At 36.3% G+C, this 18,969-nt stretch carries 24 protein-coding genes; 16 read left to right on the top strand and 8 right to left on the bottom strand.

The genetic code is table 11. The features are described from left to right. Positions 1 to 66: 66 nt before the first annotated feature. Entirely contained in the window at positions 67 to 786 is a 720-nt protein-coding gene (gene fre, locus CWS31_RS04465) for an NAD(P)H-flavin reductase (RefSeq protein ID WP_101344676.1), read from the top strand. Between the two features lie 91 nt (positions 787 to 877). Here fre and CWS31_RS04460 read toward each other — a convergent pair whose 3' ends face one another. Then, complete coding sequence (locus tag CWS31_RS04460; RefSeq protein ID WP_101344675.1) at positions 878 to 1,537, bottom strand: response regulator transcription factor; 660 nt, start codon at positions 1,535 to 1,537, stop codon at positions 878 to 880. A 177-nt stretch (positions 1,538 to 1,714) separates the two neighbouring features. Between CWS31_RS04460 and CWS31_RS04455 the strand changes: the two genes are divergently transcribed. Beyond that, on the top strand, positions 1,715 to 2,773 hold the full coding sequence (locus CWS31_RS04455; protein WP_101344674.1) for a GGDEF domain-containing protein: 1,059 nt from the start codon (positions 1,715 to 1,717) through the stop codon (positions 2,771 to 2,773). A 23-nt stretch (positions 2,774 to 2,796) separates the two neighbouring features. Here the strand turns inward: CWS31_RS04455 and CWS31_RS04450 are convergent, their stop codons facing one another. The 3 genes from CWS31_RS04450 to coaBC form a co-directional block, all read right to left on the bottom strand. Next, positions 2,797 to 4,290, bottom strand: a complete 1,494-nt coding sequence (locus tag CWS31_RS04450) for an aminoacyl-histidine dipeptidase (RefSeq protein WP_101344673.1) — start codon at positions 4,288 to 4,290, stop codon at positions 2,797 to 2,799. 181 nt (positions 4,291 to 4,471) lie between these two features. Beyond that, positions 4,472 to 5,068, bottom strand: a complete 597-nt coding sequence (gene slmA, locus CWS31_RS04445; protein WP_101344672.1) for a nucleoid occlusion factor SlmA — start codon at positions 5,066 to 5,068, stop codon at positions 4,472 to 4,474. Positions 5,069 to 5,176: 108 nt separating this feature from the next. Beyond that, a complete protein-coding gene (gene coaBC, locus CWS31_RS04440) occupies positions 5,177 to 6,388 on the bottom strand; it encodes a bifunctional phosphopantothenoylcysteine decarboxylase/phosphopantothenate--cysteine ligase CoaBC (protein ID WP_101344671.1) in 1,212 nt (403 codons plus the stop codon). Positions 6,389 to 6,559: 171 nt separating this feature from the next. On the opposite strand from coaBC, the gene radC reads away from it, so the two are divergent. The 8 genes from radC to mutM all read left to right on the top strand — a co-directional run bounded on the left by radC (position 6,560) and on the right by mutM (position 11,389). Further along, positions 6,560 to 7,348: a RadC family protein gene (gene radC / locus CWS31_RS04435; RefSeq protein WP_101344670.1), complete on the top strand. Its 789-nt coding sequence runs from the start codon at positions 6,560 to 6,562 to the stop codon at positions 7,346 to 7,348. A 253-nt stretch (positions 7,349 to 7,601) separates the two neighbouring features. Further along, positions 7,602 to 7,916 (top strand): PilZ domain-containing protein, encoded by a 315-nt coding sequence (locus tag CWS31_RS04430; RefSeq protein ID WP_101344669.1) that lies wholly within the window; start codon positions 7,602 to 7,604, stop codon positions 7,914 to 7,916. A 107-nt stretch (positions 7,917 to 8,023) separates the two neighbouring features. After that, the gene (locus CWS31_RS04425; protein ID WP_101344668.1) at positions 8,024 to 8,692 is read left to right on the top strand and encodes an AAA family ATPase; all 669 of its coding nucleotides are present in this window, start codon (positions 8,024 to 8,026) and stop codon (positions 8,690 to 8,692) included. Next, positions 8,673 to 9,116 (top strand): hypothetical protein, encoded by a 444-nt coding sequence (locus CWS31_RS04420; protein WP_246143357.1) that lies wholly within the window; start codon positions 8,673 to 8,675, stop codon positions 9,114 to 9,116. The genes CWS31_RS04425 and CWS31_RS04420 overlap by 20 nt, the downstream gene beginning before the upstream one ends. A gap of 262 nt (positions 9,117 to 9,378) precedes the next feature. Then, a complete protein-coding gene (gene rpmB / locus CWS31_RS04415) occupies positions 9,379 to 9,615 on the top strand; it encodes a 50S ribosomal protein L28 (RefSeq protein WP_101344666.1) in 237 nt (78 codons plus the stop codon). A 27-nt stretch (positions 9,616 to 9,642) separates the two neighbouring features. Next, positions 9,643 to 9,798, top strand: coding sequence for a 50S ribosomal protein L33 (gene rpmG, locus CWS31_RS04410; protein WP_011041084.1), 156 nt, complete (start codon positions 9,643 to 9,645; stop codon positions 9,796 to 9,798). Between the two features lie 226 nt (positions 9,799 to 10,024). Then, positions 10,025 to 10,525 (top strand): hypothetical protein, encoded by a 501-nt coding sequence (locus CWS31_RS04405; protein WP_101344665.1) that lies wholly within the window; start codon positions 10,025 to 10,027, stop codon positions 10,523 to 10,525. Between the two features lie 48 nt (positions 10,526 to 10,573). After that, a complete protein-coding gene (gene mutM, locus CWS31_RS04400; protein ID WP_101344664.1) occupies positions 10,574 to 11,389 on the top strand; it encodes a bifunctional DNA-formamidopyrimidine glycosylase/DNA-(apurinic or apyrimidinic site) lyase in 816 nt (271 codons plus the stop codon). Between the two features lie 24 nt (positions 11,390 to 11,413). Here mutM and coaD read toward each other — a convergent pair whose 3' ends face one another. Further along, on the bottom strand, positions 11,414 to 11,893 hold the full coding sequence (gene coaD / locus CWS31_RS04395) for a pantetheine-phosphate adenylyltransferase (RefSeq protein ID WP_101344663.1): 480 nt from the start codon (positions 11,891 to 11,893) through the stop codon (positions 11,414 to 11,416). A gap of 218 nt (positions 11,894 to 12,111) precedes the next feature. Here coaD and CWS31_RS04390 point away from each other — a divergent pair, with 218 nt between their 5' ends. Then, positions 12,112 to 12,768 carry a TetR/AcrR family transcriptional regulator gene (locus CWS31_RS04390; protein ID WP_101344662.1) on the top strand — a complete coding sequence of 219 codons (657 nt, stop codon included), beginning with the start codon at positions 12,112 to 12,114 and terminating at the stop codon, positions 12,766 to 12,768. A gap of 37 nt (positions 12,769 to 12,805) precedes the next feature. Here CWS31_RS04390 and CWS31_RS04385 read toward each other — a convergent pair whose 3' ends face one another. From CWS31_RS04385 to bioH, 3 genes are all read right to left on the bottom strand, one after another. Beyond that, the gene (locus CWS31_RS04385) at positions 12,806 to 13,852 is read right to left on the bottom strand and encodes a putative metalloprotease CJM1_0395 family protein (RefSeq protein WP_101344661.1); all 1,047 of its coding nucleotides are present in this window, start codon (positions 13,850 to 13,852) and stop codon (positions 12,806 to 12,808) included. 91 nt (positions 13,853 to 13,943) lie between these two features. Continuing rightward, positions 13,944 to 14,279 (bottom strand): hypothetical protein, encoded by a 336-nt coding sequence (locus CWS31_RS04380; protein ID WP_101344660.1) that lies wholly within the window; start codon positions 14,277 to 14,279, stop codon positions 13,944 to 13,946. Between the two features lie 180 nt (positions 14,280 to 14,459). After that, positions 14,460 to 15,275 carry a pimeloyl-ACP methyl ester esterase BioH gene (gene bioH / locus CWS31_RS04375; protein WP_101344659.1) on the bottom strand — a complete coding sequence of 272 codons (816 nt, stop codon included), beginning with the start codon at positions 15,273 to 15,275 and terminating at the stop codon, positions 14,460 to 14,462. 246 nt (positions 15,276 to 15,521) lie between these two features. Here bioH and CWS31_RS04370 point away from each other — a divergent pair, with 246 nt between their 5' ends. The 5 genes from CWS31_RS04370 (at position 15,522) to CWS31_RS04350 (ending at position 18,967) form a co-directional block, all read left to right on the top strand. Next, the gene (locus CWS31_RS04370) at positions 15,522 to 16,322 is read left to right on the top strand and encodes a ComF family protein (protein ID WP_246143355.1); all 801 of its coding nucleotides are present in this window, start codon (positions 15,522 to 15,524) and stop codon (positions 16,320 to 16,322) included. 192 nt (positions 16,323 to 16,514) lie between these two features. Next, entirely contained in the window at positions 16,515 to 17,093 is a 579-nt protein-coding gene (nfuA, locus tag CWS31_RS04365; protein ID WP_101344809.1) for a Fe-S biogenesis protein NfuA, read from the top strand. A 53-nt stretch (positions 17,094 to 17,146) separates the two neighbouring features. Beyond that, complete coding sequence (locus CWS31_RS04360) at positions 17,147 to 17,410, top strand: hypothetical protein (RefSeq protein ID WP_101344658.1); 264 nt, start codon at positions 17,147 to 17,149, stop codon at positions 17,408 to 17,410. Positions 17,411 to 17,424: 14 nt separating this feature from the next. After that, positions 17,425 to 17,778 (top strand): VanZ family protein, encoded by a 354-nt coding sequence (locus tag CWS31_RS04355; RefSeq protein ID WP_101344657.1) that lies wholly within the window; start codon positions 17,425 to 17,427, stop codon positions 17,776 to 17,778. Positions 17,779 to 17,893: 115 nt separating this feature from the next. Beyond that, the gene (locus CWS31_RS04350; RefSeq protein ID WP_101344656.1) at positions 17,894 to 18,967 is read left to right on the top strand and encodes a polysaccharide deacetylase family protein; all 1,074 of its coding nucleotides are present in this window, start codon (positions 17,894 to 17,896) and stop codon (positions 18,965 to 18,967) included. The last annotated feature ends 2 nt before the right edge of the window (positions 18,968 to 18,969 follow it).

Raw genomic sequence — 18,969 nt, 5'->3', positions numbered from 1 at the left:
CAGCAGTCGTTTTCTTACGAGAAAGCACTAATAAAGTATTATAAAGTAAAGAATAGGGTTTAAAGAATGAAGACAGTAAGTTGTCAAATACAGTCGTTAACAGCATTAACATCACATGTTTATAAAGTATTATTAAAACCAAGTGAAAAAATTAACTTCATCGCTGGGCAATATTTGAATTTTGTTATGAGTGCAGAAGATAAACGCCCATTTTCAATTGCTAGCTCACCGAATAGTGATTTAATTGAATTACAAATAGGCGCTTTTGTTGCTGACAGTTATCCAATGCAGGTTATTGAACGTATTAAAGAAAGTTTAGCAAGTAAAGAGGCTATAACTATTGAGATGCCATTAGGTGATGCTCAATTACGTACTGAAAGTGAGCGTCCGTTAGTGCTACTTGCCGGTGGTACAGGTTTTTCTTACATTAAATCAATGTTTGAGTATTTAGCTGAAACAAGCTCACAGCGTTCAGTTGTTGTTTATTGGGGCTTACGAGAAGAAAGTGCAGTTTATGAACTGGCAGAGACCACGGCGACATTGACAAAATTGGCTAACGCTAAGTTCATTCCGGTTGTTGAGAATATAGATAAAGACTCAGCTACGCCATGGCAAGGTAAAACCGGCTTGGTGCATCAGGTTGCAATGGATGATATTGAAAACTTTGAAGCTTATGATATTTATTTGGCGGGGCGTTTTGATATGGTTGGCGCGATTCGTAGCGATTTTGTTAATCGTGGCGCACAATTAGAGCATATGTATGCAGATGCTTTTGCTTATATTTAGCAGCTATTGATTTTTCAGAGTTAAATTTATTCTATTATAAAAGCACATCATTGATGTGCTTTTTGTTTTAGACCAAATATAGAATTTACCGCTAAGCTTGCTGAAAACCAGCTTCGGTTAAATCTAATTGGGCAATAGCAATAACAGCCTGTGTTCTATTGCGAACATCGAGCTTTCGAAAAATGGCTGTTGCGTGTGCCTTAATCGTTGCCTCAGATACATTAAGGTCATAAGCAATTTGTTTATTCAATTTACCTTGTGCGAACATCATCAAAATACGATATTGTTGTTGCGTTAAGCTCGCTACACGTTGTGCAATATCGCCAATGGCATTTTCATTATGCTTTTGCTCAAATGAAGGCGGCAACCAAATAGAACCAGACAATACCGCTACGATTGCGGAATAAATATCGTCGACAGGTGTAGATTTTGGTACATAACCGGCTGCACCGTAGGACATTGCTTGACTAATGGTATTATGGTCTTCGTGCGCGGAAACTATTACTACAGGAATTTGAGGGTAATGATTGCGTACGTGGATCAGAGTATTGAAACCATGAGCACCAGGAATATTAAGGTCTAAGAGTAATAAGTCACTATTATTGTGTTGTGCTAGTTGCTGCTCAAGGGCTTCAATTGTTTCAGCCTCAAACCAGTTAGTAGTAGTTAGTTTGGCTTGTAATGTCCCTAACAATGCTTGTCTAAATAGGGGGTGATCGTCAGCTATTATTATTTTTTCTGGCTGAATCATAACAAATATCCTTAAAAATGAGGTCTCATTCTAACGGAAAAATTTTCAATAACAAAGCTTAGTTATCAATAGTAGTTATAGCTTTTTAAAATGGTATATTTAGCATTAATATTCACAATTTATTTTATTCTTCTATGATAATATTAATATGTCCTTATAAATGGAAATAGATTCTTGATGAAAAAATGGTTTGAAACATACTTACAATTAGATAAGGACATTGACACTAATTCTTACCGTAGAAATATTACTGGTAAACTTATTTTATTTTTGTCTTATATAATTCTTGTTGCTGCAATGCTCGGTAACTTTGTTTCTGGTCACATGGTTATCTTTTATGTAAATATTACTTTTTTAACGGTTCTTTCTATATGGCTTTCTCTGGTCGGTCGCCATCGAAAATATAGTCCTCAGTTTATATTACACCTAATGGCATTAGGTGTTTTGGCGGTGGTATATTTTAAGCAAGGCACAGAATATACGCCTATTTGGTGTTTCCTTTATATTTTCTTGGTGATGTCTCTTTACGGGCACAAAATAGGTTTATATATTTGTCTTGTCTTTATGACTATCTTACTTTCGTTGTTATTTTCATTTACCGGTGAAACAATAAATGTAATGGAATTCTTCCGTTTTAGCATGGCTTCTTGTTTTACACTCTTCTTTGCATACTGGGCAGAGTTACTTATTTCAAGAACCTTTGGTGACTTAATAGCGGCAAAAGAACAGTTAGTTTCTTTAACAAAAACAGATGCTTTAACCGGGCTTTTGAATCGTCGTAATTTTAATGAAGTACTAGCTGTGCAAATGAGTAGTGTAGATAGAAGTAATGAGTTATTAGCTTTGGTGATTATTGATATCGATCATTTTAAAACGTATAACGATACTTTTGGCCATCCTGCAGGAGATGTTGCATTAATTGCGCTAGCTAATTTATTTAATGTTCAAATGAAGCGAATTACCGATAGTGTTTTTCGTATCGGCGGAGAAGAGTTTGCTTTGTTATATCAAACTAAAAATGAAGCCTCAGCGCTGAAAGTCATTGAAGATATTAGGCAAGCGGTAGAAGGGTTAGATAAATATTGTGAATTAGAACAGCAAATAACAATCTCCGCAGGGCTATTACATATTCATGCCAATCAAAATATAACGGTAGAGAAAGCTTATGAATTAGCAGATGCACTTTTGTATGAAGCAAAGAATAGCGGTAGAAACAAGGTGGTTACATCCAGTTAAGATTTTCTAGGTTATTGATTTAATTATTTACGTGGGGCATTGGCTAATACAGCAACTAATAATTGCCAATATTTTGCAACGCTAGCAATTTCAACTTTTTCATCAGGGGAGTGTGGATATTTTATAGTTGGTCCAATAGACACCATATCCCATTGCGGGTAAGCGTTTTTGAATAGTCCACATTCTAAACCAGCGTGAATAACCATAATATCTGGTACTTTATCAAATATTTTTTGGTAAGTTTCTTTAATAAGCTGCATGATGGCAGAGTCGGGATTAGGTTTCCAACCTGGGTAAGCTCCTGAAAAAGAAACATCAGCACCAGCAAGTTCAAATACCGACTGCACCATTTGTTGTGTATCGGTACGACCATCATCATGCAAACTGCGTATTAAAGTTAGCGCGTTAAATTTATTACCACGTGTTTGCATAACACCTAAATTTAATGATGTTTCAACAATGCCCGCAATATCGTCACTCATTCTTAATACACCATTAGGGCAGGCATTTAGCGCACGTAAAATCGCAACTTGAGTTACTTTGCTCCAACAGGTGTCAAAGTCTTCAGGAGAAATTAATAATAGCTCAATACCGCTTTCTACTGCAGTAAAGTTGGCTTGAATGGTTACTAAATAGTCGGATAAAGCGCGCTTTAACGCGGTAATTTTATCTGTTGCCACGACAAAACTTGCATCGGCATCGCGAGGAATGGCATTGCGCAGGCTACCGCCATTAAGCTCAGTTAAGCGAATGTCAAAGTCAAAACTGGCAGTTAATAAAAAGCGAACCAGTAACTTATTTGCATTTGCCCGACCACTATCAATATCAACACCAGAATGACCGCCATTTAAGCCTGAAATTGATAAGTTAAATGCTTGATAATTATTGGGTACAGTTTCAAAAGTAAGTGGAAAAGTCGCTTTGCCGTCAATGCCGCCAGCACAGCCCATGTATATTTCACCTTCTTGCTCTGAGTCGGTATTAATTAAAATGTCACCTTCAAGCCAGCCAGCCTCTAAACCAAAAGCACCTGTCATACCTGATTCTTCATCAATGGTTATGAGCACTTCTATAGGCCCATGGACAATATCATTACTGGCTAAAATAGCTAAGGCGGACGCTAAGCCAATACCGTTGTCGGCACCTAAAGTAGTGCCTTGAGCTGTTACCCAAGCAAAGAGGTCAGGATTATTGGTGTGATTACCTGATGCGTCTACAATATAAGGTTTAATGGCATCGGTTAGAAAGTCATGTTTAACATCGTTATTTTTTTGCGGCACCATGTCCATGTGTGCTTGTAAAATAATCCCTTTACGATTTTCCATTCCTGCCGTAGCAGGCTTTTTAATAAAAAGATTACCAACCTTGTCTTCTTTTACTGTTAAGCCTGATTGGTTAGCCCAATTTTGGATCCATAAAGAGATCGCTTGTTCATGTTTTGATGAACGTGGAATGCTACAAATTTTTTCGAATAGTTGCCATAAACTGGCGGGCTCTAGTTGTGAGAGATTACTCATGGTTACCTCGAAAAAATAGTTTGTAAGGTGTCATATCGCAGCTCATGATAAGAGAATATGGATGTTGTAGCATGTTATTTATTCCGAGGTCAGGTAAGTACCAATATATATTCTTACTTACCTGAGTGGAGTGTTATTACCTATTTGGTTAATGCTTAAAGACGTTTTTCTTTTTAGTAACTTATTTATCAGCCATTAAAAATTGCCATTGCTCAGCAAAATCAGTACTCGGTTTTTTACTGTATCCGGAGCGTACATACTGACTCATTTTACCTTCTGCAAACGAAACTAGTAGACCTGCTAAAGCCGCTTCGCTAATGCTAAAGGTTTTACCTTCGCGTAATTTACGCTCGCGTAATACTTGTTTAAATTGAGATTCTAACTTTTCAAAAAACTGATGAACTCTGTCACGTAAGCGTTCATTTTCACCCATTAATGCATCGCCACCTAATATTCGGCACATTCCTGGATTACGCTCTGCAAAGACTAATAATACATGTAGTATATGATGACAGCGTACTAAGGTTTCTTTGTGATCAGCTAAGATTAAGTTAATTCGAGAAAAAATAGATTCTTCTATAAAGTCTATTAAACCTTCAAACATACGCGCTTTTGATGGAAAGTGTCGATATAACGCAGCCTCTGAAAATCCGACTTCTGCAGCAAGCTTGGCAGTAGTAATGCGTTGCCCTGGACTGTTTTGTAACATTAATGCTAAGCATTCTAATATTTGATGTTTACGGTTTGGTTTTGGGGTTTTAGTTTGTGTGGCGACCATTTAAATTATTCTCTATTATGCTGTACTTTAGTTATACCAATTAACACGACCATTTGAAATAAATGAATTTTCTAGTAGGTAAATGTTATTGGTATAATTTTATTATGCTTATTTTCTAGTATGTTTTAGTAAGTAATGCTGATTAATTAATGATACTAGCTGCTTGGCTACAATATGCTTATTCGCTAATGGAATTTCAATTTTATCAATAGCACTGAAAACCGTTAACGCATTATCATTACTGTTAAAGCCTTGACCTGCTTTGGCAACATCGTTGGCGGCAATCAGATCTAGGTTTTTACGCATTAACTTACCGCGCGCATACTGTTCAACGTTTTGTGTTTCTGCAGCAAAGCCAACGATAAAAGGTTTTTGCGCTAATTGAGCAACATCAGCCACAATATCATGATTTTTGATCAATGAAATTTGCATAACGTCACTATCTTTTTTGATTTTTTCACTGGCAATATCTGCCACTCGATAATCTGCAACCGCAGCGCAGGCGACAAACGTTGTTGCTTGTGGCGCGTAAGTTAGAGCTTGTTTATGCATTTGCTCAGCACTAATTACTTGAATTAATTCACAGCCTGTTGGCGCTGCAATATCTACGGGTCCTGAAATCAATGTTACTTTAGCACCTGCACGTAACGCAGCATGGGCAATGGCATAGCCCATTTTACCTGAGCTGTGGTTAGAGATATAACGTACTGGATCTATTGCTTCACGGGTCGGCCCTGCGGTAATTACCCAGTGTTGATTTTGTAAATATTTGTCAGCAAAAAAGTCACTACTTAAGGTAACTAATTCAGTAACTTCTAACATTCTGCCTAAACCAACATCACCACAGGCTTGTTCACCAGAACCAGGCCCCCAAATATGATAACCCCATGCTTGTAATGTTTTTATGTTGGCTTGCGTTGCTTTAGCATGCCACATCTGTTGGTTCATCGCAGGCGCAATAGCAATAGGTGCGTCAGTTGCTAAACACAAGGTGGATAACAAATCATTAGCCATGCCAGCAGTGATACGGGCAATAATATCAGCCGTTGCCGGTGCTATGATAATTAAATCAGCCCATTTTGCTAATTCAATATGTCCCATAGCAAGTTCAGCTTGGCTGTCGAGTAGGTTGTCTGACACGTGATTGCCAGATACCGCTTGCAAGGTTAATGGGGTAATGAAGGCTTTTGCGCCATCAGTCATTACTACACGTACATCAGCGCCGTGATCTTTAAGTCGACGCACTAATTCAGGTGTTTTGTAGGCAGCAATACCGCCAGAAATACCCAATAATATTTTTTTGTCCTGAAGAATTTGCATAAGCTGCTAATCTTAAAGTAACCAATAAGGCGGATAAGATAACATTTATTCACTTTATTTAGAAAGAGACTATGCCAAATAACCGCCGTAGTTACAGTAAATGGAATTCTTGATAGGTATTTTAGAAAAATATTTAAGCAAGATATGTAAAATTTTATGCAGGATGCACTTATGTTAAATGAATCAAGGTTAAATAAGACAAAATCAACAGCAAATGGTTTGATCATAAATGAGCCAGCGATAAATCAAGCGCCATTAAAGTCAAATTTTTCAAAACAAAATATTCTAAAAGATTGGCCAGAATCAGAACGACCTCGTGAAAAGTTAATACAGTTAGGCTCAGCAAGTTTAAGTGATGCAGAACTCTTGGCTATTTTCTTACGCACGGGAGTAAAAGGCTGTAATGTGGTTGACCTATCAAGGCAGTTGTTAGCAAGTTTTGGCAGTCTCGGCGCTATTTATTCAGCAACACAACAAGAGTTTTGCGCTAAACATGGTCTTGGTAAAGCAAAGTATGTGCAGCTTCAGGCTTGCTTAGAAATGAGTAAGCGCTATTTAGCTGAGAAAATTAAAAATACTGATTGTTCATTAACCTCATCGCAAGCGACACGAGATTTTCTACAAAGTGAATTACGACTAGAAACACGAGAAATATTTGCAGTACTCTTCTTAGATAATCAACATAGGGTGTTACTGTTTGAACGCTTATTTTTCGGGACTATTGACGCTGCAGCTGTTTATCCTAGAGTTGTTGTAGAGCAAGCATTAAAGCACCATGCTGCTGCCGTTATATTAACTCATAATCATCCGTCAGGTATGGCTAAGCCAAGCGTGGCAGATAAACAAATAACCCAAAAGTTAATGCAAGCACTGCAATTAATCGATGTTCGGGTATTAGATCATATTATAGTCGCGGGACATCAGTGTTACTCATTTGCAGAGCATAATGAGATGTCCTAATTCTGTAGAATATTTAACCTGAACTCGGGATAACAACTTGCTTTCTAGCTGCTATTTTTCCTTAATACTGCGTTAAATTTAATTGCAACAGGCTCGCTATTAGAGCTTAAATTTGCCTTGTACTAAGAAAAAACATCAAGTTAGGGTGGGGAAATAGCATTAAAAAATAGGCGTAGTAGATAATTTGCTAAAAAGCTGAAAAGCAATTACTTTTAAAAGAAAGTATTAACAATAAATATAAAAGGATCTCCTAATGGTTGATAGCAGTAACGAAGAAACTGAACGCCGTAAATGGTTTCGTTTGGATATGGAAAAAGAACTGGTTGATATTATTTGGACTGACGAACACGGACAACAACATAATAAAAAAATTGCCTGTTTAGATTTTTCTCGAGGTGGTTTGAAACTTGATTGCGATCAAAATTTACCGCTTAACGCCGCCGTCACTGTAGTGTTTAAATCTGCTCATGCTAGTAGTCAAAAATTATATGGCAAAGTACTTCGTAGTGTTAAGCAAGATAATGGTTGGTTTGAAATTGCTTTAATCTTAGATACTGACGCTAAATAAGTTTATAGAAGGATTAAAAGCAAATTTTCAAAAGTGAACTACAATTATCCCGTTAAGGTGGTTAGTTAAGGTATTAATTACAGAGTGAAAAAGGACGGTATAAAGTAATGATGATATTAGTTGGTGGTGAAAAGGGTGGGAGTGGTAAAAGTTGTTTAGCTCAAAACTTAGCTGTTTATTTTGCCTCACATAAAAAAGCAATTGTGTTAATGGTGGACTGTGATCCACAAAGAACAACCTCTGATTGGATCCAAGCTCGAAATGGCGATCCGTCACTGCCAACAATCAACTGTATTCAACTCTACGGTAAAATTCGTAATGATTTGTTAAGCTTAGTACAGCATTATGACTATGTTATCGTTGATTGCGGCGGTCAAGATAACCTTGCTTTACGAGCGGCTATGTCTGTTGCTGATCATGTGATAATCCCTTTAAGACCGAAAAGACGTGATTTGAAAACAGTACCTCATATGGAAGATATGCTTAGTACTTGTAAAATGGTAAATCCTAAAATGTTAGCTTCGTTTGTGATAACCCAGTGTCCGTCTTTACCAAACCAAGTGAAAAGAATACTTGAAGCCAAAGAGGTTTGTACTTCTTATGGCATTAATGTTTTAAACGCTGTAACTTTTAGTCGTAATATTTATGATGACAGCGAAGAGCAGGGGTCTTCTGTCCTTGAAATCGAGCCTCAAGGAAAAGCAGCCCAAGAGATGATTACTATTGCTGAGGAGTTAATGGCAATGGAACCGGATAATGCGCATGAGTTTAATTGATTTAAAAAAAGCTAATAACAATAAAAACATCAAAAAGAACTTCACTATTGATGAATTTATTTCTGATGCTGAAAACTATGCGAAAGGTTCACCTAAAATAGTAAGTGAGCTCACTCATGATGATAAAGCACAACATAAACTTAGCCTTAAACAAGCCATTAGTGAAGCTAAACGTTATGTTGAAATGACGGAGTTAGAGCACAAACAAGCTGTAGAGGTAAAAGCTGGAGTTAGATCACGCGTTGAAAAACGGTTTAGGCGAGCAACGTTTACATTAAGTGAGGAAGCGATCGGTCAACTACAAGATTTATCAGAAGGTACTGATTTAGCTAAATCACATATATTACGTATTTTGATTGATGAGTTATGTAATAAAGAACAAAATGAGCAAATTCAAAAGTTACTACAATCAAAAATAGGCTAACTACATTGATGAACATTGTTGGCTTTTTACCCTTGAAATTAACAATAATTAAACTAAAACTCACAAATTCAGTGACCTTTTTCAAAATAAAATCTTTTTAACTTACTGAAAGCTATTAAAAAGTACTGTTTTTTCAGTATTTTTTCATTAAGGCTAGTATTAATTCTTCAGTTTCTCTATAATATGCCACCTTTTTAGGATCCTAAGGCGACGGTCTTGGGGAAATATAGCTCGAGCTGAAATTAATTTTGGAGTGACTCAAATGTCTAAAGTTTGCCAAGTAACAGGCAAGAAACCAGTCGTAGGGAACAACCGTTCTCACGCAAGAAACGCGACTCGTCGTCGTTTTTTACCTAACCTTCAATCTCACCGTTTTTGGGTTGAGAGCGAAAATCGTTTCGTTAAATTACGTTTAACTCCGAAAGGAATGCGTATTATCGATAAGAAAGGTATTGATGTAGTTTTAACTGACATCCGTGCCCGTGGCGAAAAAGTTTAATAACTTTATTATTCAAAGGAAAATACTATGCGCGATAAAATTCGTTTAGTTTCTAGTGCTGGTACTGGTCATTTTTATACTACAGATAAAAATAAAAAGACTATGCCTGAGAAAATGGAAATCAAAAAATTTGATCCAACCATTCGCAAGCACGTAATCTACAAAGAAGCTAAAATTAAGTAATTAATTTTTGTTTTGTTAAAAAACCCGGTTTATACCGGGTTTTTTTATGCTTAAAATTTGAGGGGAGTAATACCATTTTCCTTAGGTATAAAGTACGCCCTCTATGTAATTGAACTGTTATAATAAATTTAAGATAACTTTTGATAACCGCGCCATTACATTAAAAATTCAGTATGATACGTAAATAAATTATGAATCTTATCAGCTTTAATAATATGGCATATATATGAAACTTTCTAAAACAGGTTGGAATAACGTAATTATTTTTTCAGTAATGATTATAATAATTTTGATTAACGCTACCAATGATAAATTATTTCCAGATGCCGATAATGTAAACAGCGCGGAACAATTAATTCTACCTGAACATGCTGTCATCTTAACTTTGGCTATAGATTATTCGCCAAGCCAAAATGTATTGTTAGAACGTATTGGAAGAAGTTGGCAAGTAACCACAGAAGGATTAATACTAGACAAAAGTGAGCAACAAATAGAACAAGTGATGTTTGCTTGGCAACAAAGTATGGGCTTAGTTCAGGCAGATGATCTGATCATAGAAGGGAGCCAAGGTATAACGGTAAACATTGGCTTAGCAGGTCAGCCACAATTAAGTACTTTCTTATTGTATCCGCTCAATGATCAACTATTAATTTATCAGCAACAAGAGGATAGATGGTTAGCATTACCTGCAGCCTTAGCTCAGCAGTTATTGCCCACCACCTTATAAGTATTTGGTTGATTCACCCATCCACATTGTTAAATATAAGAAGAGATTATGCCTGAATTACCTGAAGTAGAGGTGTGCCGTCGTGGCATTGAACCACATATATTAAACCAGATAATTAGTGATGTGATAGTGCGTAATGCTAATATGCGTTGGCCTATTACGCCTACTATTACCGAAGCTTGTGGTGAAAAGATTATTTCGGTTAGCCGGCGTGCTAAATACCTATTACTTGAGACTAGTAAAGGTACGTTAATGCTGCATTTAGGTATGTCAGGCACTATCAGAGTGATAGATAAGAGTACACCTGTTAGCAAACATGATCATTTTGATTTAGTGCTAGCAAGTGGTTTAGTCTTGAGGCTTAATGATCCACGTCGTTTTGGCTCTGTACTCTGGCTAACTGAAGATATTCAAGAACACCCGTTAATTAAAAATCTTGGCCCTGAGCCGTTATTAGAGGATTTTTCAGGTGATCATTTATATGATAAATCACGTAAAAAAACGGTCGCGATTAAAACCTTTTTAATGAATAACCATGTCGTGGTCGGCGTTGGTAATATTTATGCTAATGAAGCCTTATTTCAAGCGAAAATTATGCCAACGGTTGCGGCTGGTAAAGTGAGTCGTAAGCGATTTGAAAATTTAACAGCAATCATCAAAACCGTATTGAGTGAAGCAATTAATCAAGGTGGAACAACCTTAAAAGACTTTACGCAAGTCGATGGTAAACCAGGTTATTTCGCACAAAAATTACAAGTTTATGGCAGAGCAGGTAAAGCTTGCTTTGTCTGCCAAGAAAAATTGAAGGAAATTAAACAAGCAGGCAGAGCAACAGTCTATTGCCCTACATGCCAAAAAAATTAGTCGATATTATTTACAAGTGATTGATTAGCCGTAAACTTTATCCAGTTCGGCTTTAACTGCAGGGTGTACAAATGGGCTAACATCACCGTGATGTAGCGCCACTTCTTTAACGACTGTTGATGAAATACACGAGTTTTCTTCTGCGGGCGTTAAAAATACACTTTCGAGTTCAGGGTATAAACGTCGATTAACGTTAGCTAATTGAAATTCATAATCAAAATCAGAAACTGTACGTAAACCACGAATCAGTACAGTTGCTTGATGTTGTTTAGCAAAGTCAACTAATAAGCCACTAAAACCAACTACAGTGACATTTGTTAAGTGTTCTGTCACTTGCTCAAGCATGGCAACTCGTTGGTTTAAATTAAAGCGAGGTTGTTTACTCGGACTGGAAGCTACCCCTATAATTACCTTACTAAATAGTTTACTCGCGCGAGCGATGAGGTCGGTATGGCCGTTAGTTACGGGATCAAAAGTGCCAGGGTAAATAGCTGTTATTGTCATGAGTGATGGTGCTTTTTAATCAATAGTTAGTTGTTATTGTAGTGTGTTAACTTAGTCGCTCACAAGTATTATCCTGTGCAAAATATTAACAAAAACCTAGAATTAATCAAAAAAATAGAATAAATCTTAAAGTATTTACTCAAAATGCTTTATATCTACCGAAACTTGATAGTATTATTGCCTTAGATTTAATCAATATAATAATAAGAAGTCGTTGTATGAAAACCAGAGATAAAATAATCCAAGCGAGTATTGAGCTATTTAATGAGCAAGGTGAACGTAATGTTACTACTAATCATATTGCTGCCCACTTAGCTATTAGCCCAGGCAATCTGTATTATCATTTCCGTAATAAAGAAGACATTATTTTATCTATATATGAAGAGTACGCACGTAGCCTTCTGTTAGAAACCTTACCTAAAATATCCGCTGACGTGAAACCGCTTGATTCGTTAGTTTTGTATATGGACTCGGTTTTTCAAACAACAATGAAATTTCGCTTTTTTTATAGTAACCTACCGGTACTGTTAGACAAAAGCCCAAGCTTGCGTGAGAAGTATGTTGAGGTACAACAGTCTATCTCTGAGCGAGTTAGCCAATTATTACTTTCATTAAGAACAGCTGATTTTATAGATTTTAACGATGATGAGCTGGCTGACATTGTTAGCATTTTACGTTTAATTAATACTTTTTGGGTAAGTTTTCACCAAACCCAAACTACTTCTAATGAAGTTAATGATGCAGTATTTTATCAAGGTGTATTGAAGATATTAGTTATTTTACGCCCGTATACAAAAGCACATGCTATTAGTGAATTAAATCAAGCGAGAGATGGATACAAACAAAGATTTCAGGACATAGAAGGCATAGCGTAAAATTTTAGCTTAAGTAAAATTCTTACTTGAACTTGAACTAAGCGGTTAGTTCAAACTGGAAACTGTCAGGTTTTTCATATCCCTGACTAATATTGAAGTAAAAGCTTTCAATACGGTGTGCTCGCTGAATCACTTCATTAGACTGCAGGTTATTACTTACTGCAGGCGTAAGAGAATTATTGGCTGCATTAGAGGTAATAGCCTCTTGAGCAGCTAATGTTTTATTGATAAAAACATCAAATTCATTATTTGTATTATCTATTTTCAAGCTAGCCTTAGTATATTCAGAGCCTTTATTAGCACGGCTTGCCTCATCAGCGTTACCATTATTGAGTGCTAACAACTCCGATTGTGCGCTAAGAATTTTTTGTGTGGCGCTTGCGGCTACTCGAATATCTTGTACTGACGGATCGGCAGGAGCTAACGCGGCAGCATATACTTTTTGCATTTTAGTTATTGTTGCTTTCGGATCTCCAGGAACGCTACTTAAATCTACAGATACTTCCCCAGCAACTGCATATTTTTTACCGTCAGGTCCTACTTCAAAAGTATATGAAGGTGAGCCTGTAGTAGCTCCTCCTGTAGAAGCATGTGCTAATTCGTGAGCCTTTACTTCTTTATCTCTTAATTGTAATTGATTGATTATTTTTTCATTGGCTACCGCTTCTTGGTTATTTTCGGTAGATTCTTTATGTCCTGATTCATCATGTTCAGCCGTACTATTTTTAGATGAATTATGATTATGGTCGCTATCAGGATCTTCAATATCTTGTTGAGTGGCTTGTTGGTTAGACTGTTGACCACCTTGTGGGCTTTCATCTTGTGAAGAGCCTTTAGCAGAAACCGAGCTAGCCGCTTGTTCTGCTTGCTTTCTGAGGTTCTCAAAATCAATGTTTTCATTTGTTTGTGCAGGTGTACGAGAACGCTCTTTCTCAGAAGCGACACCTTTGTCGGCAGCGGATGGATGCGTTGCAGCAACTTGTGGGGTAATTTCACGCTGATGATTATCACGACGCAATACTTCCGTTGGTTGATTAACAACGGTTGCTAGGGGAATACTTGCGGCATGCGAAGTTATATTCATAAGTAAATAGTCATCATCTATTGGTTATATTTTAAATAGTGAGTTATTTCTTTTTAACTTAAGTAGCTGCCTCGATTATTAGTGGTTTTACTTAGGCGGTTACATCCAACAAAGTACCTAATGCATCATCGGCACTTTTAATGACTTCAGTTGATGCTTTTGTTTGATATTCAGCAACTTTTAAGTCAACAATCGATTGATTTAAATTAGGTATATCAGCGCTTTTAGCTGCACTGTTCACCACTTCTGTGTTTACTTCACTATTATTTGTTTCTGAGTTATTAACTGATTGTGCTTTTTGCGCAGTATTAAGTTGCTCAGTATTAAAGTTTGAGCTTGCAGCAATATCTACGGCAGCTTTATCAGCTGTTGCACGGGCATTTTGTAACCCTTGTAAACCTGAATTAAATGCTGATGATATTTCCATTATTTCTCCTCCGTAGAGAATAAAGTTATTGATTAATTATTGACCTTTATAGGCTAAAAGTAAAGGTTAATTTTAATACAGTTATTAGCGCTACGCCTTTATTTATCTTTCTTTGTGAACTTTATCCTGCATTAAGCTTAAGTATTTTGCTAAGTCATTAATTAGTATTATATAAAATTTTTAATGTTGTGATTTCAACCAAGAAAGTAACACTTGATAAAAATCATCAAGATGAGAAATAAAAGGTGCATGGGAAGCATGTTCAAATATATGGTGGCTACTATTGGGCGCTAAATTACTTACTTTATCAATGACAGCTTTAGGCACTAAACTGTCGTTACGTCCGTATAAACGTAAAAAAGGCTGTTTTATTTGAACTAAATTCGAACGTAAATCACAATCGCTTAATAATGATAGTGAATCATCTAAGGTTTGTTGACTTGCTAACGGATATGCCATCACTAACTGAGTGATCAGCTTTAAATCCTGTCGAATATGTGGGCTACCCATAGCTTGAATTTTTAAAAAACCATTGATTGTTTTTGCTGCATCGGTGGCTAATTGTTGATGAAAATTCTTCAGTATATGTTCTTTGATCCCTGGCCATTGATTAATAGGTTGGTCGACAAAATAAGGGCTACTCGCAACCGTTGCTAGAGCTAACACCTGTTTGGGGTGTTGAAGCGCCATTTCTGTCGCCACTAAACCTCCTAACGACCAACCAATGTAGATAGCGGGTTGTTCAATAATTTGGTTAATTTGCTGGCAAATATTAGTGAGAGAATAAGGCTTTAATTCAATATCATTATTATTACCAAAACCAGGCAAATCAATTGTGATGAATTGGTAATTGGTTTGATTATTGGCAAATAGCGTTAATAAAGGCTGCCAAACTGCCGAATTTAGCCCCCAGCCATGTAGAAAAACGACAGGTATCGCGTTTTCTTCTAGTGGACGATTCGGTGGAAAAATGGAAAATTCTAAACTTTTTGCCATGCTTACTACTGCACTATATAAATCGAAAGTAATGAAGGCTTCATTTTATACTCGTTCGGCTTGAATATACAGGTTTCAGCTCGAATTAGGAGTGTGTTTAGACAAAATATTGATTGTAGAGAATGGCTTTTAAAGGAATAACTTTTGATAAAAAAAGTGTCTTGTTTATAAGTCGCTCAAATCTATTGAAATACTTATATCGAAATAGAGCGGGTATATACTTGAGATCAACAAAAGGAAAATGAAATGACATGGAAGTTAAAATTAAGCCATTTGAATGTAAGTAATATGCAAAAATGCACTATTGTATTCACTAATATGTTTAATGACATATTACGTAATTTGAGTTGTTGCGATTTATGTGGTGGCATCATTAAGCAAAGTTATTTACATGACCAAAAGTTAACTCAAACATTAATTTGTCAGCATTGCGTAAATGATTTACCTTATTTTAAGCAAAACTTTTTGGCTGGTAACTTACTTAATTGGCCAGCAATTTATCAGGCTTTACCTCGCATTCATTTTGACTCGCTATTTGCAGTATCTCCTTATATTTTTCCTTTTACTCATTGGTTAGCACAAATGAAATATTCGGGCCGCTTTGAATTAGCAAGTTTATTCAGTACGCTTTTAAGTGCGCAATGGAATACCGAAATGGCAGATAACAAAAAACCGTCGGTAGATTTGGTTTTGTCTGTGCCTTTACACATTAAAAAATGGCAAGTTCGCGGTTACAACCAAGCACATCTTATTGCTAAGCAGTTTGCTGAACAACAAGCGCTACCTTATGATGAGAATTTACTTATACGTGTCAAAAACAATCAGAGTCAGATGGGGAAAACGGGTAGTCAGCGACGTAAAAATCTCGCCAACGCTTTTATGTTGCAACATGAGTTAGCTAGTCATATTAAACATGTATTAATTATTGATGATGTAGTGACTACGGGCACAACAGCAAGTGAGATAAGTAAACTTTTAAAAAGTGTGGGTGTAGAGACAATAAGTGTAGTGGCTGTTTGTTTAACACTACCTAAAAATAAATCTTAATGAAACTGATATAAAGTATTACACAAAAGCAGAGAAATCATTAGACATAACTAAATAGCCGCGTAAAATACACATACTTGAGTAAAATAGTCAGGTACTCATCGTTACAACGAGTCATCGGTAAGAAAATTTAATCGATTAGATATTAAGTAACTTCGATTGAGTGCCAAAGAGCAAAGAGAGTTAAAAAACATGATCACTATTTCAGAAAGTGCACAAAAGCATTTTATTAATTTACTTTCGCAGCAAGCGGAAGGTACGCATATTCGCGTTTTTGTTGTAAATCCTGGTACAGCAAAAGCAGAATGTGGCGTTTCATATTGTCCACCTGATGCCGTTGAAGCAGATGACATCAAACTTCCTTTTGAAGGTTTTTCAGCGATGATTGATGCTGATAGTAAAGGCTTTTTAGAAGATGCAGAAATTGATTTCACCACTGATCAAATGGGCTCACAGTTAACACTGAAAGCACCGAACGCAAAACTACGCAAAGTAGCTGACGATGCGCCTTTATTTGAACGTGTACATTACTTTTTACAAGCTGAAGTTAACCCTCAATTAGCCGGTCATGGTGGTGAGTGTACACTGGTTGAAATTACTGATGATGGTTATGCAGTATTACAATTTGGTGGTGGCTGTAATGGTTGTGCGCAAATTGATGTGACCGTAAAAGATGGTATTGAAAAGCAATTGATTGACTTAATGCATGGTGAAATTAAAGGCGTTAAAGATGCCACAGATCACGAGCGCGGCGATCATTCGTATTATTAAAATTTAATTATTATTTAACAGATGCTATTTAATAAATATTAATTAATACTTACATGATTAAGTTATTAGAAAAATTAGGCCAAGACCCACAACGCAGCTTAACGCTGTTTTTACGTGGTCTTGGCCTTTTTGTTATAGGTATATTATTTGTTGCTTTAGGTTACTTTCATCATCACCTTTGGCAAGTTATTGGCATTATTATTGTGGCATTGGCTTGCTTTTTGGCAGCATGGGGCTACTTAGGTATATTTGCTAATCGTTGGTTGAATATTATTTATAGAACACAAATTTCAAAAAATTCACGTAAACAAACCTAGGTATCCTTCGCTAGATGATTAATATAATTAAAAATTATTGGTTATTCATTACTCTTGCATTAATGGCAACTATCGCTACTTTGTCATTATGGCCGGTAGCTTCTTTACCGCAAGTTCCCGGTAGTGATAAAACCCACCACTTTATTGCCTACGGCGCATTAATGTTTCCTGCTGCGCTAGCAAGACCAAAATATTGGTTATGGTTAGTTGTCGTATTTGCTTGCTTTAGTGGTGTTATAGAGTTGATCCAACCTTATGTTAATCGCTGGGGTGAATGGCTTGATATGGCTGCAAATGTTAGTGGATTAGGCTGTGGAATTATTCTGGCTAAAATAGTTGAGGTTTTCTCTTTACGTAAAGAAAGATAAGATGCGAATCAAAACAGCGCTTAATTGTAACGAGTTTAAAAAAGTACCTTAAAGTGCTAGAGGTTGAAAGCAAAAGACGTTATTTTAGTTATCCTACTTCATAAAAGGCAAATTCATGAGATTTTTATTGCAAGCATTCACTTTTATTTCATTATTTTTGGGTCTTACGTTTAGTAGTTATGCCGCAGTTATCTTACAATATCATCATGTTAGCGATAGCACGCCTACCAGTACCAGTATTTCGCCAAAACAATTTGAAGTGCACCTACAATATCTTAAAGATAATAACTTTAACGTAGTGCCTTTATCTAAATTAATTGACAGTATTAAAAAGCAAGAACCCCTGCCAGAGAAGAGTGTCGCCATTACTTTTGATGATGCTTATATTGATAACTTAACTAACGCGAAACCGATTTTAGATAAGTTTGCTTTTCCATATACTATTTATGTTAACCCAGGGATTATTAATCGTAACGATAAAAAATCAACGTCACATTACTTATCGTGGGCGCAACTTAAAGAGCTTGCTGATGAAGGGGTAATTATTGCTAACCATGGTTACGAGCACGATTCTATGGTGCGCATTCCTGAAGGTTTAACACAAACCCAATGGTTAGAACAACAAAGCGCATCATTACTTAAAGCAGAGCGAGAAATTAAAGAACATACCGGACAAAGTTGGCGATATTTTGCTTACCCTTACGGTGAGTATGATTTAGCAGTGCAAGCCTGGGTAACGGCGAATGACTTTGTTGCATTTTCACAGCAATCAGGTGCTATTGGTTTACACACTGACTTAACCAGTATTCCGCGTTTTCCTGCTTCGCAGCCTTACGATAAAATCTCAAGCTTACGTGATAAATTAAATTCATTGCCTTTTGATATTTCTTTAACGGGTGAGCAAGCTAAAACTATATTTAAATATGGAGAGGCTAAAAGTATTACCTTTGATATTGAAAATGCAGATTTTTATAAATCAGGTATTAATTGTTATATTTCTGGATTAGGTAAGCAAAAAATCGACTGGCATGATGATGAAGCTTTTAGTCTGACTTTTTCTAAAAATTTACCTGTAGGTCGAGTTCGTGCAAATTGTACCGCAGCAAGTATCAGTAAACCTGGTCGTTATTATTGGTACTCAAAACCGTGGTTTATTCTAAATGCTGATGGTAGTTGGTATCATTTATAAGC

Origin of the sequence: Colwellia echini (genome assembly GCF_002843355.2) — a bacterium.
GTDB lineage: Bacteria > Pseudomonadota > Gammaproteobacteria > Enterobacterales > Alteromonadaceae > Colwellia > Colwellia echini.
The sequence above is the reverse complement of the archived record's forward strand: the minus strand, read 5'-3'. Positions and strand labels throughout refer to the sequence as shown.